This window comes from Pseudomonas sp. Pso3 (assembly GCF_055393275.1).
In genome coordinates, this window is sequence record NZ_AP043687.1 from 1820695 (window position 1) to 1844579 (window position 23885).

The 23885-nt window shown below is 67.8% G+C and carries 23 protein-coding genes and 1 tRNA gene; 18 read left to right on the top strand and 6 right to left on the bottom strand.

Translation table 11 applies throughout. From position 1 onward, the window contains the following. Positions 1-166 precede the first annotated feature (166 nt). Both ACZ5R1_RS08565 and ACZ5R1_RS08570 read right to left on the bottom strand, forming a co-directional pair. A tRNA-Met gene (locus ACZ5R1_RS08565) sits at positions 167-243 on the bottom strand. An 89-nt stretch (positions 244-332) separates the two neighbouring features. Next, positions 333-479: a hypothetical protein gene (locus tag ACZ5R1_RS08570; protein WP_278895450.1), complete on the bottom strand. Its 147-nt coding sequence runs from the start codon at positions 477-479 to the stop codon at positions 333-335. Positions 480-651: 172 nt separating this feature from the next. Here ACZ5R1_RS08570 and ACZ5R1_RS08575 point away from each other — a divergent pair, with 172 nt between their 5' ends. The 3 genes from ACZ5R1_RS08575 (at position 652) to dinB (ending at position 2426) form a co-directional block, all read left to right on the top strand. Continuing rightward, the gene (locus ACZ5R1_RS08575) at positions 652-978 is read left to right on the top strand and encodes a hypothetical protein (protein ID WP_042133380.1); all 327 of its coding nucleotides are present in this window, start codon (positions 652-654) and stop codon (positions 976-978) included. Positions 979-1001: 23 nt separating this feature from the next. Continuing rightward, positions 1002-1235: a hypothetical protein gene (locus ACZ5R1_RS08580; RefSeq protein WP_007158971.1), complete on the top strand. Its 234-nt coding sequence runs from the start codon at positions 1002-1004 to the stop codon at positions 1233-1235. Positions 1236-1328: 93 nt separating this feature from the next. After that, positions 1329-2426 (top strand): DNA polymerase IV, encoded by a 1098-nt coding sequence (gene dinB / locus ACZ5R1_RS08585; RefSeq protein WP_007158970.1) that lies wholly within the window; start codon positions 1329-1331, stop codon positions 2424-2426. Positions 2427-2430: 4 nt separating this feature from the next. Here dinB and ACZ5R1_RS08590 read toward each other — a convergent pair whose 3' ends face one another. Further along, positions 2431-5199, bottom strand: coding sequence for a response regulator (locus ACZ5R1_RS08590; protein ID WP_007158969.1), 2769 nt, complete (start codon positions 5197-5199; stop codon positions 2431-2433). A 213-nt stretch (positions 5200-5412) separates the two neighbouring features. Between ACZ5R1_RS08590 and ACZ5R1_RS08595 the strand changes: the two genes are divergently transcribed. The 5 genes from ACZ5R1_RS08595 to mazG all read left to right on the top strand — a co-directional run bounded on the left by ACZ5R1_RS08595 (position 5413) and on the right by mazG (position 11851). Continuing rightward, on the top strand, positions 5413-6303 hold the full coding sequence (locus ACZ5R1_RS08595; protein WP_169742403.1) for an alpha/beta hydrolase: 891 nt from the start codon (positions 5413-5415) through the stop codon (positions 6301-6303). Positions 6304-6383: 80 nt separating this feature from the next. Next, the gene (cysM, locus tag ACZ5R1_RS08600; protein WP_007158967.1) at positions 6384-7283 is read left to right on the top strand and encodes a cysteine synthase CysM; all 900 of its coding nucleotides are present in this window, start codon (positions 6384-6386) and stop codon (positions 7281-7283) included. Continuing rightward, on the top strand, positions 7270-8634 hold the full coding sequence (gene rlmD, locus ACZ5R1_RS08605) for a 23S rRNA (uracil(1939)-C(5))-methyltransferase RlmD (protein WP_288504472.1): 1365 nt from the start codon (positions 7270-7272) through the stop codon (positions 8632-8634). Before cysM ends, rlmD begins: the two co-directional genes overlap by 14 nt. Before the next feature lie 61 nt (positions 8635-8695). After that, positions 8696-10936, top strand: a complete 2241-nt coding sequence (gene relA, locus ACZ5R1_RS08610; RefSeq protein WP_007158965.1) for a GTP diphosphokinase — start codon at positions 8696-8698, stop codon at positions 10934-10936. Positions 10937-11005: 69 nt separating this feature from the next. Further along, entirely contained in the window at positions 11006-11851 is an 846-nt protein-coding gene (gene mazG, locus ACZ5R1_RS08615) for a nucleoside triphosphate pyrophosphohydrolase (RefSeq protein ID WP_464713027.1), read from the top strand. Positions 11852-12000: 149 nt separating this feature from the next. Here the strand turns inward: mazG and ACZ5R1_RS08620 are convergent, their stop codons facing one another. After that, entirely contained in the window at positions 12001-12315 is a 315-nt protein-coding gene (locus ACZ5R1_RS08620) for an EscU/YscU/HrcU family type III secretion system export apparatus switch protein (RefSeq protein WP_007158963.1), read from the bottom strand. Further along, the gene (fliK, locus tag ACZ5R1_RS08625) at positions 12312-13886 is read right to left on the bottom strand and encodes a flagellar hook-length control protein FliK (protein ID WP_108581091.1); all 1575 of its coding nucleotides are present in this window, start codon (positions 13884-13886) and stop codon (positions 12312-12314) included. Before fliK ends, ACZ5R1_RS08620 begins: the two co-directional genes overlap by 4 nt. 107 nt (positions 13887-13993) lie before the next feature. Here fliK and ccmA point away from each other — a divergent pair, with 107 nt between their 5' ends. Genes ccmA through ACZ5R1_RS08675 form a run of 10 tightly spaced genes read left to right on the top strand, consistent with a single transcriptional unit; the run spans position 13994 to position 21702 of the window. Then, positions 13994-14599, top strand: coding sequence for a cytochrome c biogenesis heme-transporting ATPase CcmA (gene ccmA, locus ACZ5R1_RS08630; protein ID WP_464713028.1), 606 nt, complete (start codon positions 13994-13996; stop codon positions 14597-14599). Then, positions 14596-15267: a heme exporter protein CcmB gene (gene ccmB / locus ACZ5R1_RS08635; RefSeq protein WP_027599850.1), complete on the top strand. Its 672-nt coding sequence runs from the start codon at positions 14596-14598 to the stop codon at positions 15265-15267. Before ccmA ends, ccmB begins: the two co-directional genes overlap by 4 nt. 10 nt (positions 15268-15277) lie before the next feature. Further along, positions 15278-16024, top strand: coding sequence for a heme ABC transporter permease (locus ACZ5R1_RS08640; protein WP_044340745.1), 747 nt, complete (start codon positions 15278-15280; stop codon positions 16022-16024). Continuing rightward, on the top strand, positions 16021-16197 hold the full coding sequence (gene ccmD / locus ACZ5R1_RS08645) for a heme exporter protein CcmD (protein ID WP_074583134.1): 177 nt from the start codon (positions 16021-16023) through the stop codon (positions 16195-16197). The genes ACZ5R1_RS08640 and ccmD overlap by 4 nt, the downstream gene beginning before the upstream one ends. Beyond that, entirely contained in the window at positions 16194-16649 is a 456-nt protein-coding gene (gene ccmE, locus ACZ5R1_RS08650; RefSeq protein ID WP_464713029.1) for a cytochrome c maturation protein CcmE, read from the top strand. Before ccmD ends, ccmE begins: the two co-directional genes overlap by 4 nt. Next, entirely contained in the window at positions 16646-18607 is a 1962-nt protein-coding gene (locus tag ACZ5R1_RS08655) for a heme lyase CcmF/NrfE family subunit (RefSeq protein ID WP_464713030.1), read from the top strand. The genes ccmE and ACZ5R1_RS08655 overlap by 4 nt, the downstream gene beginning before the upstream one ends. Further along, complete coding sequence (locus ACZ5R1_RS08660; protein WP_027601892.1) at positions 18607-19140, top strand: DsbE family thiol:disulfide interchange protein; 534 nt, start codon at positions 18607-18609, stop codon at positions 19138-19140. The genes ACZ5R1_RS08655 and ACZ5R1_RS08660 overlap by 1 nt, the downstream gene beginning before the upstream one ends. After that, positions 19137-19586 (top strand): cytochrome c-type biogenesis protein, encoded by a 450-nt coding sequence (locus tag ACZ5R1_RS08665; protein ID WP_027601893.1) that lies wholly within the window; start codon positions 19137-19139, stop codon positions 19584-19586. Before ACZ5R1_RS08660 ends, ACZ5R1_RS08665 begins: the two co-directional genes overlap by 4 nt. Further along, a complete protein-coding gene (gene ccmI / locus ACZ5R1_RS08670) occupies positions 19583-20770 on the top strand; it encodes a c-type cytochrome biogenesis protein CcmI (RefSeq protein WP_231501005.1) in 1188 nt (395 codons plus the stop codon). Before ACZ5R1_RS08665 ends, ccmI begins: the two co-directional genes overlap by 4 nt. Positions 20771-20805: 35 nt before the next feature. Next, positions 20806-21702, top strand: coding sequence for a hypothetical protein (locus ACZ5R1_RS08675; RefSeq protein WP_464713031.1), 897 nt, complete (start codon positions 20806-20808; stop codon positions 21700-21702). Here the strand turns inward: ACZ5R1_RS08675 and ACZ5R1_RS08680 are convergent. Then, positions 21628-23733, bottom strand: a complete 2106-nt coding sequence (locus tag ACZ5R1_RS08680) for an NAD(P)-binding protein (protein WP_464713032.1) — start codon at positions 23731-23733, stop codon at positions 21628-21630. The genes ACZ5R1_RS08675 and ACZ5R1_RS08680 overlap by 75 nt on opposite strands. Between the last annotated feature and the right edge of the window lie 152 nt (positions 23734-23885).

Consider the following 23885-nt stretch of genomic DNA (forward strand, 5'->3'; position numbering starts at 1 on the left):
CGCGTCAGATTACTGGTCGCGCGCGGTTTGCCAAGCCTTGTACAGATAAAAAAGCTCTATACCAACCTTTGTAGCTCTTGCAGCTGCCAAGTTCGCACCGCTTGGATCTGACCGGGTCAAATTCAGCGCAAAAAAAAACCACTCAAGAGAGTGGTTTTTTCGAATTTGGTTGCGGGAGCTGGATTTGAACCAACGACCTTCGGGTTATGAGCCCGACGAGCTACCAGACTGCTCCATCCCGCGTCCGATGGGGCTCAGTATAGGGCCAAGAAAAAATTCGTCAAGAAAAATTTAATAGCGATCAAAGGCTTATTTACCAGGCAGGGGCGGGCCTACTTGTCGCCGTCGCTTTTCTGCATCTGCACGGATGCCTTTTCACCGCTTGAGCGATTCTGTTGATCCGACTGGTCGCGATCGAAGCAGCCACCCAGCATGAGGCTGAGGAGCAGGGTGGAAGACAGGAGTAGAGGGCGTTTCATGAGGGTTCTCCTAGAGGTACGTCCTCAGTCGACCTGTCCTGGCGGCAAAGAGTCCGGAAACCCGATGAGAGTGCCTCTTCGATCAAGTGAGAAGGTGATAGCAAAACGCCGCTAAGCGGTTAAGGCGGGTGGTGGCCATGTGCTACCCTTGATGAGTGTTATGGAGAACCTCATGCAGCCTTCCCAGGATTCGAGTTGTCTGGATCAGCGCATCATGCGCGTGATGGATCACGATATAGCGACACTGGTCGCCCAGTTGTGCAATCTTTCCCTGGCGCTGACCGGCAGCAGTGCCAAAGGCGCGGCGGAGATGGCACTTCAGGTCGTGGAGAAAGTCGAATTGCTCGTCGACGACATGCAGACGCTCCGCGCCGCTGCGCAGGAATTGCTGGACACCACGTCCCGCCATGTTCGCTCCGGCCATATAGAAGATCGGACCGCCATCGCCGGCGACGAGAGTGCACCTTTCGACGATGGGCAGCGCGACCGGACCGTTTGACCAGGAAAGTCCAAGGGGCCGCCATGAATCTCCTGCTGGAAACCTTGCTCCACCATCTCCAGGGCCTGGGTCGCATCGAGTTCTTCGAGCGCAGCGAGCATTTCGCACGATTGATGATCACCACACCCGACGGCGTGATCGCCGAACGCCACCTTTATTACGATCAGCTGCACCATGCCCACGATCTCAAGGCGGTGGTCGATGAGCTGCGCGAAGAGGTCGTGCACCGGCAACGCCTGCTGCAAGACGTCGGTTGACGGGTGATTCGTCGTTCGCCATGGACAAATCCGGGCGGTCTTGGCTTACTGTACGGATAATCAGCCGTCATGCCCGGCCCGGCATCTGCTCCCATGGCTCCGGACAATTCTCTCGCCCAGCTCCCACCCAAGCGCCAGCGCAAGATCATTCATGTCGACTGTGACTGCTTCTATGCGTCCATCGAGATGCGTGACGATCCGCGCCTGGGCGGCAAGCCGCTGGCGGTAGGCGGGACCCCCGATCGCCGCGGGGTGGTCGCCACCTGCAACTACGAAGCCCGGGCCTTCGGGGTGCGTTCGGCCATGTCCTCCCATCAGGCGCAGAAACTCTGTCCCGACCTGGTGTTCGTCAAGCCGCGCTTCGAGGTCTACAAGGAGGTGTCGCGGCAGATCCACGGGATCTTCCAGGACTACACCGAGCTGATCGAGCCGCTGTCCCTCGACGAAGCCTACCTGGATGTCACCCAGTGCGAGCTGTTCAATGGCAGCGCTACCCTGATCGCCCGCGATATCCGCCGTCGGGTGTGGCAGGAGCTCAACATCACGGTGTCCGCCGGCGTCGCGCCTAACAAGTTTCTCGCCAAGATCGCCAGCGACTGGAAAAAGCCCAACGGGCTGTTCGTCATCGCTCCCCACGAGGTGGCTGACTTCGTCGCCGCGCTGCCGGTGGCCAAGCTGCACGGCGTCGGCAAGGTCACCGCCGACAAGCTCAAGCGTCGCGGCATCGTCCTCTGCAGCGATCTGCAGACCTGGTCGCGCTTCGATCTGTTGCGCGAATTCGGCAGCTTCGGCGAGCGCCTCTGGTCGCTGGCCCATGGCATTGACGAGCGCCAGGTCAAGGTGGACAGCCAGCGGCAGTCGGCCAGCGTGGAACGCACCTATGACCGCGACCTGCCCGACGCTGCCGCCTGTGCGCAGGAATTGCCCGACTTGCTGGCCAAGCTCGAAGAGCGCCTGACGCGGCTGGCGGACCGCTATCGCCCGGAGCGGCCCTTCATCAAGGTCAAATTCCACGACTTCACCCAGACCACCCTGGAGCAGCAGGGTGCCGGTCGCGATCTCGACAGTTATCGGCGCCTGCTGGAGCAGGCCTACCGACGGGGCAATCGGCCGGTACGGCTGCTGGGCGTGGGCGTGCGCCTGACCGATCTGCGCGAGGCGGCGCTGCAGCTGAGGCTGTTCGAGGACTAGCCCGCTAGAGCGGGCTCTTGGCCTGGGTCGACAGGTTGACGATGGCCGCGTCCAGTTCTTCCAGCGCCGGGCTGGAGGTGGGAGCGCCCTGTTTGAGCAGGGTTTCGCTGTGCTGGCAGGCCGCGCGCAGCTGGGGTACGCCGCAATAGCGGGTAGCGCCATGCAGGCGGTGGACACGCTCGATGAGGGCGATCCGATCGCCGTCTTCGCGGGCCTGGCGGATGGCCTGGCGATCCGCGGCCAGGGAGGCGAGCAGCATGCTCAGGAGATCCTTGGCCAGATCCGGCTTGTTGGCGGCCAGCCGCAGGCCTTCGTCGGCATCCATTACCGGCAGGGTGGAGATGTCCTGGCCACCGCTGTTGAGGCTGGTGACCTCGGGCGCCGAGCTGTGCAGCAGGCGCAGGCCGGTCCACTTGAGGATGACCTGGGCCAGTTGCCGATCGCTGATCGGCTTGGTGAGGTAGTCGTCCATGCCGCTCTGCAGCAGCGCGCGTTTCTCGTTGGCCATGGCGTGGGCGGTGAGGGCGACGATGGGCACCGGGGTGCCGCCCTCGCTGGCTTCCCAGTCGCGGATCGCCTCGGTGGCCTGGCGTCCGTCCATGCCGGGCATCTGCACGTCCATGAACACCAGGTCGAAGCGCTCCTGCTGCACCGCTTCCACCGCGGCATAGCCGCTTTCCACCGCCGTGACCTGGGCGCCCAGGTCGGTCAGCAGGGTCTCCACCAGCAGCAGGTTGGCCGGATTGTCGTCCACGCAGAGCAGTCGCGGCGGGCGGTCGGTGATGCCCAGGCCACCGCTTTCGTTGCGCTGCGGCCGCTGGTTGAGCAATTCGGCCACCGCCTGCTCCAGCTTGCGACTGCAGGCCGGTTTGGAATGCAGCTGGCAATGGACATCGGGCAGCGAGGCATGGAAGACCGCCTGGTCAGTGGTCGGGCAATAGACCAGGGTGTTGCAGTCCTGGCGGCCCAGTTCCCAGATGCGCTCGGTGAGCAGATCCGGCGGAATGCTGCGGGCGCTGACGCCGAGTACCGCCAGGCTGACCGGCAACTTGCCGGAGGCCGGATGGGCGACGGCTTCGCTGAGCTGCTCGAGGGTCTCGAACGGCTCCACGCTCAGGCCGCATTCTTCCAGCTGGTGCTGCAGCGCCTGGCGGGTGAGGGGGTGGGGCTCCACCAGGCCGACGCGGCGACCGGCCAGGGCGATGCGCTTGTGACTCTCGACGCTGCCGTGGGCCTTCGGCAGGTTGAGGGTGATCCAGAATTCCGAGCCCTCGCCGGGGATGCTCTCCAGGCCGATCTCGCCGCCCATCTGCTCGATCAGGCGCTTGGAGATGACCAGGCCGAGGCCGGTGCCGCCGGCCTGGCGGGTCAGGGAGTTGTCTGCCTGGGAGAAGGCCTGGAACAGCATCTGCCGGTCTTCGTCGGTGAGGCCGACGCCGGTGTCCTGGACGCTGATGCGCAGCTGGGCGTGGTCGTCGGTCTCTTCCTCGACCATGGCACGCACGGCGATGGTGCCGGAGTGGGTGAACTTGATGGCATTGCTCACCAGGTTGGTGAGCACCTGGCGCAGACGCTGCGGATCGCCGACCAGGTGGGTCGGGGTGTCGCGATAGACCAGGCAGACCAGTTCCAGGTGCTTCTCATGGGCCGAGGGCGCCAGGATGGTCAGGGTGTCCTGGATCATGTCGCGCAGGTTGAACGGCAGATTCTCCAGCACCAGCTTGCCGGCTTCGATCTTCGAGAAGTCGAGGATCTCGTTGATGATGCCCAGCAGGCTCTCGGCGGAATTCTGGATGGTGCTCAGGTAATCCTGCTGGCGCGGGGTCAGTTCGCTCTTCTGCATCAGGTTGGTGAAGCCGATGATGCCGTTGAGCGGGGTGCGGATCTCGTGGCTCATGTTGGCCAGGAATTCCGACTTGATGCGGCTGGCCTCCAGCGCGGCCTTGCGCGCCAGATCCAGCTCGATGTTCTGGATCTCGATGGTCTCCAGATTCTGGCGCACGTCCTCGGTGGCCTGGTCGATGTTGTTCTGCATCTCGAACTGGGCGTTTTCCATGGCCTCGGCCATGCGATTGATGCCGGTGGCCAGTTCGTCGAATTCGGGACTGCCGAGCTGGGTCGGCAGGCGGGTCTCCAGGCGACCTTCCTGCAGCTGGCTGACGCCCTGGGCGATCACCTGCAGCGGTCGGTTGATGCGCCGACCCATGCGCACCGCGATGAAGGCGGTGAAGGCCAGGCCGAGCAGGATCAGCAGGAGGCCGGCCACCAGGTTGCGATAGCCGCGCAGCAGGGTGGCGTGATGGGAGAGTTCGAGCTGGATCCAGCCCAGCGTCTGGGGGGTGGCCGGGCTGCCGTCGCTGCGGGTCAGGCGCAGGTCGTGGGTCTGCACCGGCAGGTTGAAGTGGGTGATGTCCAGACCGGATCTCATGCTGATGGTCTGGTAGTCGCGCCCGGTGAGCTCCACCGTCATCGAGGGGCCGGCATGGGCGAGGACGTTGCCGTCGGCATCCAGGAAGGTGATGGCGCGGACATCGGCCTGGTCGAGGGCGCGCTGGGCGATGCGGTTGAGCTGGTCGTTGTCGCCGGTGCGCATGGCCGGGGCGATGAGCGGCGCCATCTGCTGAGCCACCAGCTGGCCGTGCTCGATGAGCTGGCTGCGCATGTCGGACAGCTGCACCCAGCTGAAGTAGACCCCCAGCAGGGCCGCCATGCAGCAGGTCGGGAGGACGCTCAACAGCAGGATGCGCCCCTTGAGTCCCAATTCGTCCAGCACTGCACGTCCCCCAAAGGAAATTTGGCCAGTCTAACCCCTTTACCAAATGTAAAGAGAGTCTTTGCGAAAGGGGTCGCACCCCCTGGCGCTCTGATTCGAGAAAATCCGCGAAGGCTGCCACGGTCCCTGGCCGCGGTGCACAACCATTGACCCCATCGGCGGTCTGGTAGGGACTGCCGGTCGTTCCGGTGCGGTTGCGTTCGAGGAGATCCTTTGAAGAAGAGTTGCAGTCTGATGCTGGCGGGCGCCCTGTTGCTGGGGACCGGCTGGCTGGCGCCGACCCAGGCCCAGGAGCCGAAGAAGACCACCCTGGTGGAGCGGGGGTCGATGTACTACAGCTTCGAGACGCACCTGCTCGACTCGGCGGATGGCAAGCGCCGCTATCGGGTCTATATCGGCATTCCCAAGCAGCCGGCGCCGATGATGGGCTATCCCGCGCTGTTCCTGCTCGATGGCGATGCCGCCCTGGCGCAACTCCAGGATGTCTGGCTGTCGCCCCATAAGCTGAAGAGTGCCCCGGTGCTGGTGGCGATCGGCTACGCCGATGCCGCGGACGCCATGCAGGAGCGCACCTACGACTACACCCCGGCGGTGGGCAATGGCCGCGCCCGCGATGACGTGCGCAAGGACTGGCCGGCAGGAGGCTCGCGGGCCTTTCTCGACCTGATCGAGCAGCGCATCAAGCCGCTGCTGACCCAGAGCGTGCCGGTGGACCCCAATCGCCAGACGCTGTGGGGCCATGGCTACGGCGGCCTCTTCGTGCTCGACACCCTTTATAGACAGCCGCAGGCGTTCCAGCGCTATGTGGCGAGCGATGTCGCCTTTGGCTGGCAGCAGGGCTTCATTCTCAAGCGCGCGCAGGAATTCCAGGGCGTGGGCGGGGCCCGGCCGGTGCAGCTCTGGCTGTATTCCGGTACCGAGGACCTGACCCGCAAGGTGGCGCCCGATGCCGCCAAGCGACTGGCCGAGCGTCTGGCCGGACTGCCGGGGATGCAGGTGACGCCCGAGATACGTCCCAACCTGGGTCCGGAGGGCGTGCTGTCAGTGAGCCTGCCCGCGGCCCTGGAAGTGGCCAGCGACGGTGCCGCCACGCGCCGACCCTAGCCAGGCGCCGGACGGGTAGGGTCAGCGGGGCTTTGGGAGTATCATGGAAGGCTTTCACCCTTGGCGGAACGAGCTGATTCATGAGTCTGCACTATCCCACCATCGCCGATTGCATCGGTAACACACCGCTGGTGCGCCTGCAGCGCCTGGCCGGCGACACCCGCAGTACCGTGCTGCTCAAGCTGGAAGGCAACAACCCGGCGGGCTCGGTCAAGGACCGCCCGGCGCTGTCGATGATCCGCCAGGCCGAGGCCCGCGGCGACATCCAGCCCGGGGATACCCTGATCGAGGCCACCTCCGGCAATACCGGGATCGCTCTGGCCATGGCGGCGGCCATCATGGGCTACCGCATGATCCTGATCATGCCCGACAACTCCAGTGCCGAGCGCAAGGCGGCCATGACCGCCTATGGCGCCGAGTTGATCCTGGTGAGCAGGGAAGACGGCATGGAAGGGGCGCGGGATCTGGCCACCCGCATGCAGGCCGAAGGCCGCGGCAAGGTGCTCGATCAATTCGGCAACGGCGACAATCCGGTGGCCCACTACCTGGGTACCGGTCCGGAAATCTGGCGCCAGACTCATGGCAGCATCACCCATTTCGTCAGCTCCATGGGCACCACCGGGACCATCATGGGCACCTCGCGCTACCTCAAGGAGCAGAATCCCAAGGTGCAGATCGTCGGTCTGCAGCCGGAGGAGGGCGCGGCCATCCCCGGCATCCGTCGCTGGCCGGAGGCCTATCTGCCAAAGATCTACGAGGCCAGCCGCGTGGATCGCATCATCGACATGGGCCAGCAGGAAGCCGAGGACACCATGCGCCGCCTGGCGCGGGAAGAAGGCATCTTCTGCGGCGTGTCGTCCGGCGGTTCGGTGGCGGGCGCCCTGCGCATCGCCCGGGAAGTGGACAATGCGGTGATCGTCGCGATCATCTGTGACCGAGGCGATCGCTACCTGTCGACCGGCGTCTATGACGCGCGCTAAGCGGGGCGGTGGCGGACTGCGCTTCCAGCCGGCCGGTGGCGCCCGGGCGACCGGGGTACCGACCGGCAAACGGCAGCTGCTGGGCATCGAGCGGCTGTCCCATGACGGGCGCGGCATCGCTCACGAAGGCGGGCGGACCTGGTTCGTCGCCGGCGCCCTGCCGGGCGAACGGGTCGAGGCGCGGGTGCTCGGTGCCCGCAGCCAGGTGGTCGAAGCCCGTACCCTTAGAGTGCTGGAGGCCAGTCCGCTGCGGCGTACGCCGCCCTGCAGCGTGGCCGACCGCTGCGGCGGTTGCACCCTGCAGCACCTGCCCCATGCCGATCAGCTGACCCTCAAGCAGGAGGCCCTGGCCGAGCAGTTCCGCCGGCTGGCCGGGGTGCAGCCGCTGGCCTGGGCCGCGCCCATGGTCGGACCCGAATTCGGCTATCGCCGTCGCGCCCGCATCGCGGTGCGCTGGGACGAACGCCAGGGCCGCCTGGAGGTGGGCTTTCGCACCGAAGCCAGCCAGGACATCGTCACCCCCGACGACTGCCTGGTGCTGGTGCCGGAACTGCAGCCCCTGCTGCGGGCGCTGCCGGAGCTGCTGAGCGGGCTGGAACGGCCCCAGGCGATCGGACATGTCGAACTCTTCCAGGGGACGGCAACCGCCTTGCTGGTGCGCCATACCCAGGCGCTGCTGCCGGGTGACCAGGCGCGCCTGCGCGACTTCTGCGCGGCGGCCGGCGTCCAGCTCTGGTGGCAGGGCAAGGGCGAGCCGCAACCGGACCAGGCCGCCGCCAGGCTGGGCTATCGGCTGGCGCCCTGGGACCTGACGCTGGCCTATCAGCCGGGCGACTTCGTCCAGGTCAATGCCGCCATCAACGAAGCCATGGTCGCCCAGGCGCTGGACTGGCTGGCGCCCAAGGCCGACGACCGGGTCCTCGATCTCTTCTCCGGCCTCGGCAACTTCGCCTTGCCGCTGGCGCGGCAGGCCGCGGCCGTCACCGGGATCGAAGGGGTCGCGGCGATGACATCCCGGGCAATACAAAATGCGCGTGACAACGGCATCGGCAACGCGCACTTTCTACAGGTGGACCTGTCGAACCCGCTACCCGCCGATCTGGGCAGCCATTCGCTGGCGCTGCTGGATCCGCCGCGCGACGGTGCGCTGGAAGTGGTCCGGCAACTCAGCGGCCTGGGTATCGGGCGACTGGTCTATGTCTCCTGCAATCCGGCCACCCTGGCGCGGGACGCGGGAGAGTTGGTCCGACAGGGCTATCGCATGACAAGAGCGGGCATTCTCGACATGTTCCCGCAGACCGCCCATGTGGAAGCCATGGTGTTGTTCGAAGCGGGCGGGATGCCCGGGTAACGACGGCTCGCCAACCGATGCGAGCCAATCCGGCGAAGGCACCGCCGTGAGGAAGGGGTAGATGGTACAGGTCAGAGCGCATCAGCCAGTCAACGTCGATGGCAGCATCAACCTTCACGCCTGGCTGGATCACATCCAGAGCGTGGATCCGAATCTCGATCGCGAGACCTTGCTGGATGCCTGCGGCTTCGCCCGCACGGCGGAGGAGAATTCCGGCCAGGTCGAGCACACCTGGGCGGAGGGTACCTCCAGTTTCCACACCGGGCTGGAGATGGCCGAGATCCTGGCCGATCTCAAGCTGGATCAGGACAGCCTGATCGCGGCCATCGTCTACCGGGCGGTGCGCGAGGGCAAGGCGACCCTGGAGTCGGCCGCAGAGCATTTCGGGCCGGTGGTGGCCAAGCTGATCGAAGGCGTGCTGCGCATGGCGGCGATCAGCGAGAGTCTCAATCCGCGCAAGTCCATGGTGCTGGGCAGTCAGACCCAGGTCGACAACCTGCGGCGCATGCTGGTGGCCATGGTCGACGACGTGCGCGTGGCCCTGATCAAGCTGGCCGAGCGCACCTGCGCCATCCGTGCGGTCAAGAACGCCACCGAAGAACGCCGCAACCGGGTGGCTCGCGAGGTGGCCGACATCTATGCACCCCTGGCCCACCGCCTGGGCATCGGTCATATCAAGTGGGAGCTGGAGGACCTGTCCTTCCGTTACCTGGAGCCCCAGCAGTACAAGCAGATCGCGACCCTGCTGCACGAGCGGCGGCTGGATCGCGAGCAGTACATCGCCGATGTCATGCAGCAGCTGCGCGACGAACTCACCGCCACCGGTATCAAGTCCGACATCAGTGGCCGGGCCAAGCACATCTATTCCATCTGGCGGAAGATGCAGCGCAAGGGCCTGGAATTCAGCCAGATCTACGACGTCCGCGCGGTGCGGGTGCTGGTGCCCGAGGTGCGTGACTGCTACACCGCGCTGGGTATCGTGCATACCCTGTGGCGGCACATTCCCCGCGAGTTCGACGACTATATCGCCAATCCGAAGGAGAACGGCTACCGTTCCCTGCACACTGCGGTGATCGGTCCGGAGGGCAAGGTGCTGGAGGTGCAGATCCGCACCCACGCCATGCACGAAGAGGCCGAACTGGGGGTCTGCGCCCACTGGCGCTACAAGGGTACCGACGTCAAGTCGGCCTCCAACCACTACGAAGAGAAGATCTCCTGGCTGCGCCAGGTGCTGGAATGGCACGAAGAGCTGGGCGACATCGGCGGCCTGGCCGACCAGTTGCGCGTCGACATCGAGCCGGACCGGGTCTATGTCTTCACCCCCGACGGCCACGCCATCGACCTGCCCAAGGGCGCGACGCCGCTGGACTTCGCCTACCGGGTGCACACCGAGATCGGCCACAACTGCCGCGGTGCCAAGATCAACGGCCGCATCGTGCCGCTGAACTACCAGCTGCAGACCGGCGAGCAGGTGGAAATCATCACCGGCAAGCAGGGCTCGCCCAGCCGCGACTGGCTCAATCCCAACCTCGGCTACGTCAACACCTCGCGGGCCCGGGCCAAGATCGTCCACTGGTTCAAGTTCCAGGCGCGTGACCAGAACGTTGCCGCCGGCAAGGCCATGGTCGAGCGCGAGTTGTCGCGCCTGGCGCTGCCGCCGGTGGACTTCAATACGCTGGCCGAGAAGGTCAACTACAAGGGTGCCGAGGACATGCTGGCGGCCCTGGGCGCCGGTGACCTGCGCCTGGCCCATGTGATGCACGCCGCCCAGCAGCTGGTGGAGCCGGACAAGGGCGTCGATACCCTCGATCTCCTGCCGCGCAAGCCGACCAACAAGCCGGGCAAGCGTGGCGATGTGCAGATCCAGGGCGTGGGCAACCTGCTCACCCAGATCGCCGGTTGCTGCCAGCCGGTGCCGGGCGATGCCATCGTCGGCTACATCACCCTGGGGCGCGGCGTGACCATCCACCGGCAGGACTGCGCCAACGCCCTGCAGCTGGCCAGTCGCGAGCCGGAGCGGACCATCCAGGTGAGCTGGGGCCCGGTGCCGGTGCAGACCTATCCGGTCGATATCGTCATCAAGGCCTTCGACCGCTCCGGTCTGTTGCGCGATGTGTCGCAGATCCTGCTCAACGAGCGGATCAACGTGCTGGCGGTGAACACCCGCTCCAATCGCGAGGAAAACACCGCCAACATGCTGCTGACCATCGAGATCCCCGGCCTGGACGCCCTCGGTCGTCTGCTCGGACGGATCTCCCAGCTGCCCAACATCATCGAAGCCCGGCGCAATCGCGCCGCCTGAGCCGGTGACGATGCCCCCACGAGGCGCCTCCTGGCGCCTCGTTCTTTTTCCAGTGACAGGATTCACCCAATGTACAAGCTCGACGACCTGCTGCACCTCATGGCCCGGTTGCGCGACCCCCAACACGGCTGCCCCTGGGACCTGCGCCAGGATTACGCCAGCATCGTGCCCCACACCCTGGAAGAGGCCTACGAGGTCGCCGACGCCATCGCCCGGCGGGATTTTCCGCAGCTGCGCGACGAGCTGGGCGATCTGCTGTTCCAGGTCGTCTACTACAGCCAGCTGGGGCGCGAGGATGGCCATTTCGACTTTGCCCAGGTGGTGGATGGCATCACCCGCAAGCTGGTGCGACGCCATCCCCATGTCTTTCCCGATGGCGACCTGCATGGCCCGCTGGACCTGCCGCGGCTGGACGAGCCGACCATCAAGCGCCGCTGGGAAGAGATCAAGGCCGAGGAGCGAGCGGAAAAGGCGGCGGCGCCCGAGCAGCTGTCGCTGCTGGACGACGTGCCAGCCGCGCTGCCGGCCCTGAGTCGCGCGGCCAAGCTGCAGAAGCGTGCGGCCAATGTCGGCTTCGACTGGGCGGATGCCACGCCGGTGGTGGCCAAGATCCAGGAGGAACTGGACGAGGTGCGCGAGGCCATGGCCAACGGCCAGGCGGCCCAGGTGGCGGAAGAGATCGGCGATCTACTGTTCGTGATGGTCAACCTGGCGCGGCACCTGCAGGTCGACGCCGAAGATGCCCTGCGCCAGGCCAACGCCAAGTTCGAGCGGCGCTTCCGCTTCATCGAAGAGGCGCTGAAAGCCCAGGACCGCTCGCCCCAGGAGGCCAGTCTGGAGGAGATGGATGCCCTGTGGGATGCCGCCAAGGTGGAAGAGAAGGGCGCCGTTGGGCATTCGTTGCGGCGGGGGTAGGGTAGGTTTTTGCGGGTTTTATCGCGGCCATGCCGGTGCGCCGTAGCGACCGGCCTGACTGGACTATCGCAGCCATGGGCCGCTCCTATAAAAGCATCACTCCCTGTAGGAGCGGCCCATGGCCGCGATAAGAGAATTGAGCTGGATATCTACGGCATCCGCTCCCAACCGTACGACAGATCCGGTTGGTCGGCCAAATGCGCCGGGCACTTGCCCTTGAGGTGCCAGGCGAAGGCGATGATCTCGGCCAGGGTGCGATAGAGCGCCTCGGGGATTTCCGCGCCCAGCTCCAGGCGCGCCAGGATGCGCACCAGGTCGGCGTTCTCATAGATGGGCACCTCGTGCTCCCGGGCGGTGGCCAGGATGAGTTCCGCCAGTTCGGCGTCGCCCTTGGCGGAGAGGATGGGGGCGCTGCTGCCGTCATAGGACAGTGCGATGGCCTGGCGGGCGGCGGTCGTGCTCATGCGGTGTCGTCGATCCAGCGTTGTTCGAGGGAGGTGCGCGGATGGCGTGCGGGACGGCCCTGGCGGCTGCTGAGGTCGCCGACCACGAAGCCGGCGGCCAGCAGGCGCTCGCGCAGATGGGGCAATTCGGTATCGATCAGGGTGGCGGTGGCGCCTTTTTCCGCCCAGAACTCGCTCGACAGCCGGCCACTGGCCAGTTGCGCGCGTACCTGCAGCGGGCCGAGCGGCGCCAGATCGAAGGCCAGTTCCACCTTCCACAGGCTGTCGCGGGCTTCACCGCGGCTGTCCGGCGGCGGTCGTTCCTCCTGGAAGCGCACCTGCACCGCGCCAAGGCGCTCGCCATCGCGCCAGGGGATCTCGGTCTGCCAGGTGGAGAGGTAATAGCCGTCGGGCAAGACCTGGGTCTGCGCCAGGCTGGCGAGCTGGTGGGTCTGCAGCCGGGCGATAACGCCAGTGGCCAGTTGCAGCAATTCGTCGAGTTCGGCGTTGGCGGCACTGAGGCCGCGACCGTCGCGCTCACCCAGGGGAAAGTCCAGGGCGGTGGGCTGGCGACTGGCGGTGGCGGCGTCGCCCAGCGCCCGGCGCAAGGCATCGGGCAGATTCTGCTGGGCGGTTTGGATCGCGACCTGGGGATTGCGCAGGGTCTCGCCCGGTACGCTGGCCAGCAGCCGATCCACCAGGCGCAGCAGGTTGGCCTTGAAGTCTTCCTGGAGCTCGGGACCGCCGCGATCCAGCAGTTGCTGCTCCAGTTGCAGACCGCTGCGCGCCAGGGCGCGCGCCCAGCCCTGCGGGGTGGTCAGGGCCTCGGTGTGTTCCAGATTGGCCAGCAGGGACTTGAGTGCCGCACCCACCGACGGTGGCAGGTCCGCCTCGGGGACGTCCTCCAGCCATTGCAGCAGAGCATTCATCGACAGTTGGCGCTGTCCCTGGCCCTGCAGCTGGCGGTCGATGTCGAGCTGGTCGAGGCGCTGCGCCATGGGCAGCACCGTGACCTCCTGGCTGTCCTTGATCACCACGGTCAGCAGGCTGCCCACCGGCACCGGGCGGGGCGATTCCAGCTTGAGCTGGCGACCTTCGAGGCTGGAGCTCAGGGCCTTGGCGATCACCTCGTAGGTAGGCGCCGCGCCGGGTGGCTGTTGCAGCAGGCTGCTCAGCACCCGCAATTGCAGGGTGGTGCCCACCGGCAACTGGCGCAGATCCAGTTGCTGCAGCGGCGGCGGTGGCGCGTCGCCTTCCAGGCTCTGCAGCAGTACGGCCAGCTGGGTGGAGCCGAGGGTGCTCACCAGCAGCTGGCTGCCCACCGGCAGGTTGTTGGTCGGACTCTGGGTGGTGAGCAGGACGCTGCCGCCCTCGGCCAGCTGCAGTTGCAGCAGGAACTGGAAGCTCTGGCCGGCCGGACGGGTGGCCAGCACCTCGGCGGTGGCCGTGCTGCCGGGCGGAATCAGGTCGTCGAGGGATTGCAGGGCCTGCAGGATCTGCGCCCCCGCGTCCGACGCCTGCGCCGCCGCGGCCCGCACGGGCAGGGCGGGCGAGACGCCAGCGCTGGGTTGGATCGCGGAGATGGAGGTCATCGGGCAGGTCCGGTGGAATCGCCTGTGTATAATGGCGCGCCTTCAAGGGCGTGTGCCGGGTTAACGGCCAGCGCCCGACCGACTTTAGTGCCGTGAGAACCCCTGTCTTGAATCAGCCCCTGCTCGACGCCGTCGCGCTCCGTTGCGAACGGGGCGGTCGCCTGCTGTTCGACGACCTGAGTCTGAGCGTGGCGGCGGGCGAATCGCTGCAGATCGGGGGCGTCAACGGCAGTGGCAAGACCAGCCTGCTGCGCATCCTGGCGGGACTGCTGCCGGCGGATGCCGGTACGGTACGCCGGCCCGCCGCCGCCGAACTGCTCTGGCTGGGGCATGCGCCCGGCATCGCCGAGGGGCTGACCGCGGCGGAAAATCTCCATAGCCTGGCCAATCTGTGGCGCCCGACGACGCGGCAGGCCTGCCGGACCGCCCTGGCGGCCGAGGGGCTGGCCGACTGGACGGACGAGCCCTGCCGGCAGCTCTCGGCCGGTCAGCGTCGCCGCGTCGCCCTGGCCCGTCTCCAGCTGCCCGCGCCGCCGCGGCTCTGGTTGCTGGACGAACCTTTCACCGCCCTCGACGCCAGCACCTGCGCGCGGCTGGAAGCGCGCCTGCAGGCGCATTGCGCCGCGGGTGGCGCCCTGGTGCTGACCAGTCACCGCGAGCTGGAAGCCGCCCCGGCCGCCCATCGCCTGCTCTGGCTGGACGCTGGTCGATGAGCGGCGCCTGGCTGGCCATCCTCGGGCGCGAAGGGCGCCTGGCCTGGCGCCGACCGGCGCTGTGGCTCACGCCCCTGGCTTTCCATGCCCTGGTGGTGACCCTGTTTCCCCTGGCCCTGGGGCCCGATAGCCAGCAGCTGGCCGCCCTGGCGCCGGGCTTGTTGTGGATCGCGCTGTTGCTGGCCCTACTGCTCGGTCAGGAAGCTCTGTTTCGCAGCGAGTGGCAGGACGGCTCCCTGGAACTCTGGCTGCTGGCGCCCCAGCCCTTGCCGCTGCTGGTCCTGCTCAAGCTGCTGGTGCACTGGTGCTTCGCCGGCCTCGGCCTGGTGGCCCTGACGCCGGTACTGGCGCTGATGCTGGGGCTGCCCGCCGCGGCCCTGCCGGCGACCCTGGCGGCCCTGACCCTGGGCAGTCTGGCCCTGACCCTGATCGGCGCCATCGGCGCGGCCCTCACCGTGGGCCTGGCCCGTGGCGGGCTGCTGCTGGCCCTGCTCAATCTGCCGCTGCAGATCCCGGTGCTGATTCTTGGCGCCAGCACCCTGGACGCGGCGCGGCTGGGCCTGCCGGTAGCGGGGCTGCTGCTCTGGCTGGGCTGCCTGACCCTGCTGGCCCTGACCCTGGCCCCCCTGGCGATCGCCGCCGGCCTGCGCATCGGCGCGGCCCAATGACGAGGACGACATGAACTGGACCTGGCTGCATCGCCTGGGCTCTCCCGCCATCTTCTATCGCCTGGCCGGCCGGCTGCAGGGGCCCTGCCTGGCGCTGGCCGGACTGCTGCTGGCCGTGGGTCTGGTGTGGGGCCTCTTTCTGGCGCCGCCGGACTATCAGCAGGGCGACAGCTTTCGCATCATCTATGTGCATGTGCCGGCGGCCTTTCTGGCGCAATCCTGCTATCTGCTGCTGGCGGTCGCCGGGGCCATCGGCCTGGTCTGGCGCCTCAAGCTGGCCGATGTGGCCCTGCGCGCGGCCGCGCCGATCGGCGCCTGGATGACCGTGATCGCCCTGGCCACGGGGTCACTGTGGGGCATTCCCACCTGGGGCACCTGGTGGATCTGGGACGCCCGGCTCACCTCGATGCTGGTGCTGCTGTTTCTCTATCTGGGCGTGATCGCCCTGGGGCAGGCCATCGACCATCGCGAGAGCGCCGCCCGGGCCTGCGCCATCCTGGCGCTGGTGGGCTCGGTCAATCTGCCGATCATCAAGTATTCGGTGGAGTGGTGGAGCACCCTGCACCAGCCGGCCACCTTCAGCCTGGTGGAGCGTCCCCCGATGCCGGCGGCCATGTGGCTGCCGCTGCTGGTGATGGTGCTGGCGTTCTACCTGTTCTTTGCCGGCGTGCTGCTGCAGCGCATGCGTCTGGAAGTGCTCAGGCGCGAATGGCGCAGTCGCTGGGTACGCCTGGAACTGGGCGAGGAGGGCGCGTGAGCGGCGTGGACTGGGCGCAAGCCCTTGGCATGGGGCGTCATGGCCTCTATGTCTGGCCGGCCTTCGGCCTGACCCTGATCGTCCTCGGCGGCCTGCTGCTGCACGGCTGGCAGGCGCGTCGCCGGCTGCAGCGGGAGTTGCGCCAGCGCTGGCGACGGGAGCGGCGGCCATGAATCCAGTTCGTCGTCGTCGGCTGCTGTGGATCCTGCTGCTGTTGCTGGGCGTGGGCGGCGCAGCGGCGCTGGCCCTCAGCGCCCTGCAGCAGAACATCAACCTCTTCTATACCCCGAGCCAGATCGCCCGAGGCGAGGCGCCGCGCGATACCCGCATCCGCGCCGGCGGCATGGTGGAGAAGGGCAGCCTGGTGCGCGCCGCGGACTCCCTGGCGGTGAGTTTCGTCATCACCGATTTCCAGCGGGAGGTGTGGGTGAGCTATGCCGGCATCCTGCCGGATCTGTTCCGCGAGGGGCAGGGCGTGGTGGCCCTGGGTCGACTCGACGACCAGGGGCGCCTGGTGGCCGATCAGATCCTCGCCAAGCACGACGAGAAGTACATGCCCCCCGAAGTGAGCCAGGCGCTGCGCCAGGCCGGACGGCCGCTCGACGGCGCGAGGCCGGCGCCATGATCCCGGAACTCGGACAACTCTGCCTGCTGCTGGGGCTGGCCATGGCTCTGGTGCAGGGCACCCTGCCGCTGCTGGGCGCCTGGCGCGGTCAGGCCGACTGGATGCGTCTGGCGCGCCCGGCCGCCTTCGGTCAGTGGCTGTTCCTGGCGCTGGCCTTTGCCGCCCTGACCTGGGCCTTTCTGCAGGACGACTTCTCGGTGGCCTATGTGGCGGCCAACTCCAACAGTCGCCTGCCCTGGTACTACAAGGTCAGCGCCACCTGGGGCGCCCACGAGGGCTCCCTGCTGCTCTGGGCGCTGATCCTGGCGGGCTGGAGTCTGGCGGTGGCGTGCTGTTCGCGGGCCTTGCCCCAGGCGTTACTGGCGCGGGTGCTGGGCATCCTCGGGCTGGTGGCCACGGGATTCCTGGCCTTTCTGGTCGCCACCTCCAATCCCTTCGCCCGCCTGCTGCCGCAATTTCCGCGGGAGGGCAACGACCTCAATCCGCTGCTGCAGGACCCCGGGCTGATCCTGCATCCGCCCATGCTCTACATGGGCTACGTCGGCTTTTCGGTGGCCTTCGCCTTCGCCCTGGGGGCGCTGCTGGAAGGCCGGCTGGACGCTGCCTGGGCGCGCTGGGCCCGGCCCTGGACCCTGCTCGCCTGGGCCTTTCTCGGCTGCGGCATCGTGCTCGGCTCCTGGTGGGCCTACTACGAACTGGGCTGGGGTGGCTGGTGGTTCTGGGATCCGGTGGAAAACGCATCCTTCATGCCCTGGCTGGTGGGCACGGCGCTCCTGCACTCCCTGGCGGTGACCGAGAAACGCGGCCTGTTCAAGGGCTGGACGGTGCTGCTGGCCATCGCCGCCTTTTCCCTCAGCCTGCTGGGGACCTTTCTGGTGCGCTCGGGGGTGCTGACCTCGGTGCATGCCTTCGCCAGCGATCCCACCCGCGGGGTCTTCATCCTGGCCTTTCTGCTGCTGGTGGTCGGCGGCTCCCTGGCGCTGTTCGCCTGGCGTGCGCCGGCGCTCAGCGGCTCGGTGTCCTTTGGCCTGGCGTCGCGCGAGGCGCTGCTGCTGATCAACAACCTGATCCTGGTGACCGCCGCCGCCACGGTCTTGCTCGGCACCCTCTATCCGCTGGTGATCGACAGCCTGACCGGCGCCAAGCTGTCGGTGGGCCCGCCGTATTTCGACCTGCTGTTCGTGCCGCTGATGGCGCTGCTGATGCTGGCCCTGGGCGTCGGGGTGCTGGTGCGCTGGAAAAGCAGCCCGGGTCGCTGGCTGGCGCGCCTGCTGGCACCCATCCTGCTGGGCTGCGCGGCCTTGGCCGGTCTGCTTGGCTGGTGGCTGGATCAGCCCAGGGCGGCGATCCTGGCGGTGCTCGCGTTGGCGGCCTGGATCCTGTTGACCGCGCTGCGCGACGCGCTGGGCAAGGTGGCGGCGCTGGGCTGGCGCCGCGGCCTGCGCAGTCAGCCCCGCAGCTACTGGGGCATGCACCTGGCCCACCTGGGGCTGGCGGTGCTGGCCCTGGGCGTGGTGCTGGCCAGCCAGCTGGATGTGCAGCGCGATCTGCGCCTGGCGCCGGGCGAGCACGTCGAACTCCAGGGCTATCGCTTCGGCTTCGCCGGTACCCAGCACTACGAAGGGCCCAACTTCACCGCCGAGCGCGCCCTGCTGCAGGTCGAGCGCGAGGGCCGGGTGGTCGCCCTGCTGACCCCGGAAAAACGCCGCTATCTGGCCAGTGGCGCGGTGATGACCGAAGCCGCCATCGACGCCGGCCTGACCCGCGATCTCTATGTGGCCCTCGGCGAGCCGCTGGGGCAGGGCGCCTGGGCCGTGCGCCTGCAGATCAAGCCCTTCGTCCGGCTGATCTGGCTTGGTGGCCTGCTCACCGCCCTGGGCGGCCTGCTGGCCCTGGCCGATCCGCGCTATCGCCGCCGCCGGTCGTCTTCCCCTGCCTCTGCCGCGGAGTCCCGCTGATGCGCCGTCGCCTGTTGCTCTGCCTGCCACTGCTGGCCTTTCTGGTGCTGGCCGGCTTTCTCTTTCGCGGGCTCTATCGCGATCCCCAGGCCCTGCCGTCGGCGCTGGTCGGCCAACCCTTTCCGGCGTTTTCGCTGCCAGGCGTGCAGGACGACCGCCTGTTCACCCGGCAGGACCTGCTCGGCCGCCCGGCGCTGGTCAATGTCTGGGGCACCTGGTGCGTGGCCTGCCGGGACGAGCACCCGCTGCTCACTCGACTCAAGGCCGAGGGCGTGGTGATCCACGGCATCAACTACAAGGATGACAACGCCAGCGCCCGCCGCTGGCTGGCGGAGTTCCACGATCCCTACCAGCTCGATATTCGCGACGACGAAGGCCGGCTGGGGCTGGACCTGGGCGTCTATGGCGCGCCGGAGACCTTTCTCGTCGATGCCCGGGGCGTGGTGCGCTATCGCCATGTCGGGGTGATCGATCAGCGCGTCTGGGACGCAGACCTCGGGCCGCGCTATCGCGCCCTGGTAGCGACGCCATGAGGGCCGGCTGGCTGCTGCTGTTGCTGCTCTGGTCGATCCTGAGCCAGGCGGCCATCGACCCCTATGGCTTTCGCGACGACGCTGAGCGTGCGCGCTTCCAGGCGCTGACCCGCGAACTGCGCTGCCCCAAGTGCCAGAACCAGGACCTGGCCGATTCCAATGCGCCCATCGCCGGCGATCTGCGCCGCGAGATCCAGCGCCTGATGGCGGCCGGGCAGAGCGATGCCGAGATCATCGCCCACCTGGAGCAGCGCTACGGTGAATTCATCCGCTATCGACCGCCTTTCGAGGGGCGCACCCTGCTGCTGTGGCTGCTGCCGGGCCTGGGCCTGCTGGGCGGTGCCGGCCTGCTGCTGGTCCTGACGCGGCGGCGCCGGCCGGAGCAGGCCTTGAGCGAGGCCGAACGCCAGCGCCTGGCCGCGCTGCAGGCGGAGGAGGAGCCATGATGCCGACCTTCTGGGGATTGGCGGGGCTGCTGCTGATCCTGGCGCTGCTGATCCTGCTGGTACCGCTCCTACGCGGCGGACCCGCCACGGCGGACCAGCGCGCGGTGCTCAATCGCACCCTCTATCAGGAGCGCCTGGCCGAAGCCCGGGCGCGGGCGGCCCGGGGCGAGCTGGACGACCAGGCCCTGGCGCTGGCCGAAGCCGAGGCCGGCCGCAGCCTGCTCGCCGACAGTCCTGCCGAGGAGGCTTCGCCCCAGCGCCGCGGCCGTCGCCTGGGGGTCGCGGTCGCCCTGGGCGGCCCGGCCCTGGCCCTGGGGCTCTACCTGCTGCTGGGCGGCTGGCCGGCCTGGCAACTGAGTCAGCGTCTCGCCGCGCCGCCGGCCTCGCCCCAGGCGCTGCTGGCCGATCTGGAGGCAGCGACGCGACTGCAACCCCAGGCGGCCGACAACTGGTACCTGTTGGCACGCGCCTATGCCGGCCTGGGTCGCTACCGGGATGCCGTGGCCGCCTTCGAACAGGTCATTCCTCGTGATGGCCGGCGCGCGGAGGTCCTTGGGCAACTGGCCCAGGCCCGCTTCTTCGCCGCCGGGCGCCAGCTGGATGCCGAGACCCGGGCGCTGGCCGACGAAGCCCTGGCCGCCAATCCCGGGGAGCCCACCACCCTGGGGCTGCTGGGCATGGCTGCCTACGAACGGGGGGGCTACGCCGAGGCGGCAGGCTACTGGCAGCGGCTGGTCGCCGTGCTGCCAGCGGGCGATCCCCTGCGCGCCACCCTTGCCCAGGGAATCGCCCGGGCGGAGACGGCGGCGCGGGCGGCCGGTCAGGCGCTGGCCACGCCGGGGCTCGAGGTGGAGGTCCGCCTGGCGCCCGCGGTGGCGCAGCGGGTACGGCCCGAGGACAGCGTCTTCGTGCTGGCTCTGGCGCTGGATCAGCCCGGTCCACCGCTGGCGGTACGGCGATTGCGGGTTGCCGATCTGCCCCGGCGGGTACGCCTGGATGACCGCGACGCCATGCTGCCCCAGCGCAAGCTGTCCGACCACCGGCGGGTAAGACCCGTGGTGGTGATCGCCCGGGGCGGCGATCCGCTCAAGGGCGACTGGCGGCATGAGGGACAGCCACTGGAGCTCCCTTCTAGTGCGTTCAGCCTATTGCGCGTGGAGGTCGGTGATGCCATTGCGCCATGATCGGCCAGGATTCCAACACGCAGGGCAGGGAAGGCATGTACACCTATGAAGACGCCGTCGCGGCGACCCGCGAACTCTGTCGCCAGATCGAGAACGTGCCTGTCCGGCGGCGGGCGGTCCGCGAGGACTTCTACAGGAGCTTTGGCGACGCCGACAACGATGGCCTGAGCTATGGCGATTCGGAGCTGGCCTTTCTCGACTGGGAAATCCAGGCCGGTGTCCTGGATCCCGTGACCGGCAGCGCCTGGTGGCGCAACGTCAATCTGCACTTCATCTATCTGTCCGAGCTGGCCGGTTGCCTGGCGCAGCATGGCCTGGCCGGTGACCAGGCGCCCTATCCGACGCGCTGCTGGCTGACCTTCATCGCCGATCCCACCCCGCGTCACTGGTACCGGGCGCACAACGCCTCCATCCTCGCCGGCTTCGCCCTGCATCAGGAAGAGGCTCGCGCGGAGAACACGGTAGGCCAGCTGTTCCTCAACATCACCCTCTATCGTCTGATGTTCGCCCAGGCGCTGGTGGAGGAGGCGACGCTGTTCGCCGAGCTGGGGGCACTGCTGGCCGATCCGCGCGGCTTCTCGGTCAAGCTGCTGGTCAGCCTCGCCGAGTTCTATCCCCCGCACTATCCCCTCACCGAGGCGGATCGCGAGGTGATCGAAGGACACGGGCTGGGTATCGAGGAACTGGGCGTGCGCCTCATGGACGGCTGGATCCGCTTCGAATTACACAAGCTCTACAGCGAGGCCGCCGTCTGGAACCAGGCGCCCGAGTTGCTGGCTTATCTGGACGGCGCCGAGCCGTGCTATCCCCCAGCCGTGGACCACCGCGCCGAGCGCGCAGCGGCCCAGACGGTGGCGCTACTGGAAGGCGTCCTCGCCGGGCAGGACCTCGTCATGGCCGAGCAGGGCGCGAGCGGTCTGCAGGCCGGATAGGGTCGCCGACTCCACGCAGCCCATGTTGAAGCCGTTGTCGATCCAGTCGCCGGTCAGGTAGAGGTTGCGGCAGACGCTGCCGTCGGTGGTCAGCCGATGGCGGCTGCTGCCGGCCACGCTCTGCACATAGCGCTCGCTGGGATCGACGTTGGCGCGCCAATATTGATAGTCGAAGCGCGCCTGGCCCTGGACCTCGGCAGGTGCCAGCAGGAAGTCCCAGCGATAGCCCGCCGGGGTCACGGCTTCCGGCCAATAGGCACCCAAGTTGCCGTTCATGAGGTCGAGGAAGGCTTGCTTCACCTTGGCGGCTTCCTGCTGCGGGTAGTCATCCTTTTTGCCGATGGGCGGAGCGGCCGCGGCGGCGAGCACCCCGCAGAAATAGCTGATGTCCGCCGGCGGCGTGCCGCTCGACCAGTCCTCCCGCTCCACCAGGTAGCTGACATCGGCCCAGGAGTCCATCGCCTGGGCGGCGAAGCCCAGCAACTCGGGGGCCTGGCCGCCCTCGGGCGAGCCGCTCCAGCCCAGTTGCCAGGCGTCGCGGTTCTGCCAGAGTTGCACGGCCTGGGTGGCGACCGTAGCCACCTGCCGGGTCATGCGCGCGAATGCCGGGTCCAGGGCGCACAGGCTGGGGGCCAGGTCGGCCAGGCCGGCCACGGAGATCCCCAGCACCACCTCGTCGAAGTCGCGGTCGACCTGCAGTTCCAGCCGCTCGACGCCCTGCCAGCCGCTCCAGTTGGATTCCAGGTTGATCTGGCCCTTCTGCAGGTCCCGGGCGATCTGGTCGTCGATTTGCTCGTACAGCGGGGCCGAGGGCCAGCAGAGCAGGCCCTTGACGTCCACCAGCGGCTGGTAGGCGGCGCCCTTGAGCCTGACCTGGCGCTGGATCTGGAGGCGCGTCACCCGCGGCCCCTGGCCGTCGTCGGCGGCTTCGATGGCGGTCACCTGGTGGAAGAAGCGGAAGTCCACCCCGCGGCGCGCGAGCACCTCGTAGTAGGGCGCGAAGACCACGTCGCCCATGCCGGCCTGCATGCGCCAGATAAAGGAGCCCTTGGCCGTGGTCAGGGCCAGCAGGGCGGCGCGCAACACGGTGCCGGCCTCGACGTCGGGCTGGGCGAGATCGCCGTCGCGATAGGCGAAGATGCCGCCGTGCAGGGACTTGAGCACCGCGCCGTCCAGGGTCGCGGCGCTGGCGCCATGACGGCTCAGCCAGGCCTGGAAGGTTTCTGCGTTGAGCGCCGCGAAGCCTTTGGCATAGACCTCGTCGGCGAGCATGCCGATCAGCACGGTCAGGCCGAAGTCCATCAGCAGCCACAGCCGGTGGGCCTTGACGTGGGTCTGACTGCGGTCGTGCAGGATGTCGCCGAGCAGGCCGCGGAGCTTGCGCAGCAGCGCCAGCAGCACGGGATGGTCGACGCCGTCGGACAGCGCCGTGCGGGCCTGCTGCAGCTGGCGCTCCGCCTCGTTCAGGAGTCGCTCTTGCAGCTCCTCGCGGCAATGTGCGCGCAGCCGGGCGAACAGGCCACCTGGCGCAGCGGCGGTCGGGGTCTCGTCCACCTCGCCCAGCCGCAGCAGCCACTCCAGCAGATCGCCGAGGGCGGCCATGAAGGGCTTGGGATTCCAGCCCTCGCCGGGCTTGCCGGGCAACGCCAGGGTGTCGATGGGCCAGGTGGTCCACTGCGCCTGGAAGTCGTCGGCGAAGGCGGTGTGGGAATGTGGGAAGAAGGCCTCGTCGAGGGTCGCCAGCGGCGCGCCAGCGGGCCGGTCCAGTTCCTCGTAGCACTGCCTCAGGTTATGGAAGGCATTGTAGTAGAAGCCGAACCAGACATGGATGCCGTGTTCCTCGATGCGCTGGTGGTCGGCGGCATTGCGTCCGCTGGCCCCCTTGCCGCCGAGACGCCAGCCCTGCTGGTACAGGGTGATCTGGTAACGCTCCTGCCAGTTGGGCTCACTAGTAAGACGAAAGGCGGTGGTGACGGCGGACACGCCGCCGCCCAAGATGGCGATCTTGCGGACAGAAGGTACAGCGTCCATGCCTATTGCTCCGAAGTGTGCAAATTGTTGCACCAGTGGACGAATGCCAGATGATGGCTAGGGTAATATCACTTTATCGAAAAGTTCCCTTGAGACTTTAGCAAGGCAACGGAAATAGTTGAGGCGCTGGCCCGGCGTAGACCGGTCGGCCG

Bases quoted from the DNA above. Each gene is read 5' to 3' on its own strand.
- ACZ5R1_RS08570 (WP_278895450.1), bottom strand. From the start codon at position 479: ATGAAACGCCCTCTACTCCTGTCTTCCACCCTGCTCCTCAGCCTCATG.
- ACZ5R1_RS08575 (WP_042133380.1), top strand. From the start codon at position 652: ATGCAGCCTTCCCAGGATTCGAGTTGTCTGGATCAGCGCATCATGCGC.
- ACZ5R1_RS08580 (WP_007158971.1), top strand. From the start codon at position 1,002: ATGAATCTCCTGCTGGAAACCTTGCTCCACCATCTCCAGGGCCTGGGT.
- dinB (WP_007158970.1), top strand. From the start codon at position 1,329: ATGGCTCCGGACAATTCTCTCGCCCAGCTCCCACCCAAGCGCCAGCGC.
- cysM (WP_007158967.1), top strand. From the start codon at position 6,384: ATGAGTCTGCACTATCCCACCATCGCCGATTGCATCGGTAACACACCG.
- rlmD (WP_288504472.1), top strand. From the start codon at position 7,270: ATGACGCGCGCTAAGCGGGGCGGTGGCGGACTGCGCTTCCAGCCGGCC.
- relA (WP_007158965.1), top strand. From the start codon at position 8,696: ATGGTACAGGTCAGAGCGCATCAGCCAGTCAACGTCGATGGCAGCATC.
- mazG (WP_464713027.1), top strand. From the start codon at position 11,006: ATGTACAAGCTCGACGACCTGCTGCACCTCATGGCCCGGTTGCGCGAC.
- ACZ5R1_RS08620 (WP_007158963.1), bottom strand. From the start codon at position 12,315: ATGAGCACGACCGCCGCCCGCCAGGCCATCGCACTGTCCTATGACGGC.
- fliK (WP_108581091.1), bottom strand. From the start codon at position 13,886: ATGACCTCCATCTCCGCGATCCAACCCAGCGCTGGCGTCTCGCCCGCC.
- ccmB (WP_027599850.1), top strand. From the start codon at position 14,596: ATGAGCGGCGCCTGGCTGGCCATCCTCGGGCGCGAAGGGCGCCTGGCC.
- ACZ5R1_RS08640 (WP_044340745.1), top strand. From the start codon at position 15,278: ATGAACTGGACCTGGCTGCATCGCCTGGGCTCTCCCGCCATCTTCTAT.
- ccmE (WP_464713029.1), top strand. From the start codon at position 16,194: ATGAATCCAGTTCGTCGTCGTCGGCTGCTGTGGATCCTGCTGCTGTTG.
- ACZ5R1_RS08655 (WP_464713030.1), top strand. From the start codon at position 16,646: ATGATCCCGGAACTCGGACAACTCTGCCTGCTGCTGGGGCTGGCCATG.
- ACZ5R1_RS08660 (WP_027601892.1), top strand. From the start codon at position 18,607: ATGCGCCGTCGCCTGTTGCTCTGCCTGCCACTGCTGGCCTTTCTGGTG.
- ACZ5R1_RS08665 (WP_027601893.1), top strand. From the start codon at position 19,137: ATGAGGGCCGGCTGGCTGCTGCTGTTGCTGCTCTGGTCGATCCTGAGC.
- ccmI (WP_231501005.1), top strand. From the start codon at position 19,583: ATGATGCCGACCTTCTGGGGATTGGCGGGGCTGCTGCTGATCCTGGCG.
- ACZ5R1_RS08675 (WP_464713031.1), top strand. From the start codon at position 20,806: ATGTACACCTATGAAGACGCCGTCGCGGCGACCCGCGAACTCTGTCGC.
- ACZ5R1_RS08680 (WP_464713032.1), bottom strand. From the start codon at position 23,733: ATGGACGCTGTACCTTCTGTCCGCAAGATCGCCATCTTGGGCGGCGGC.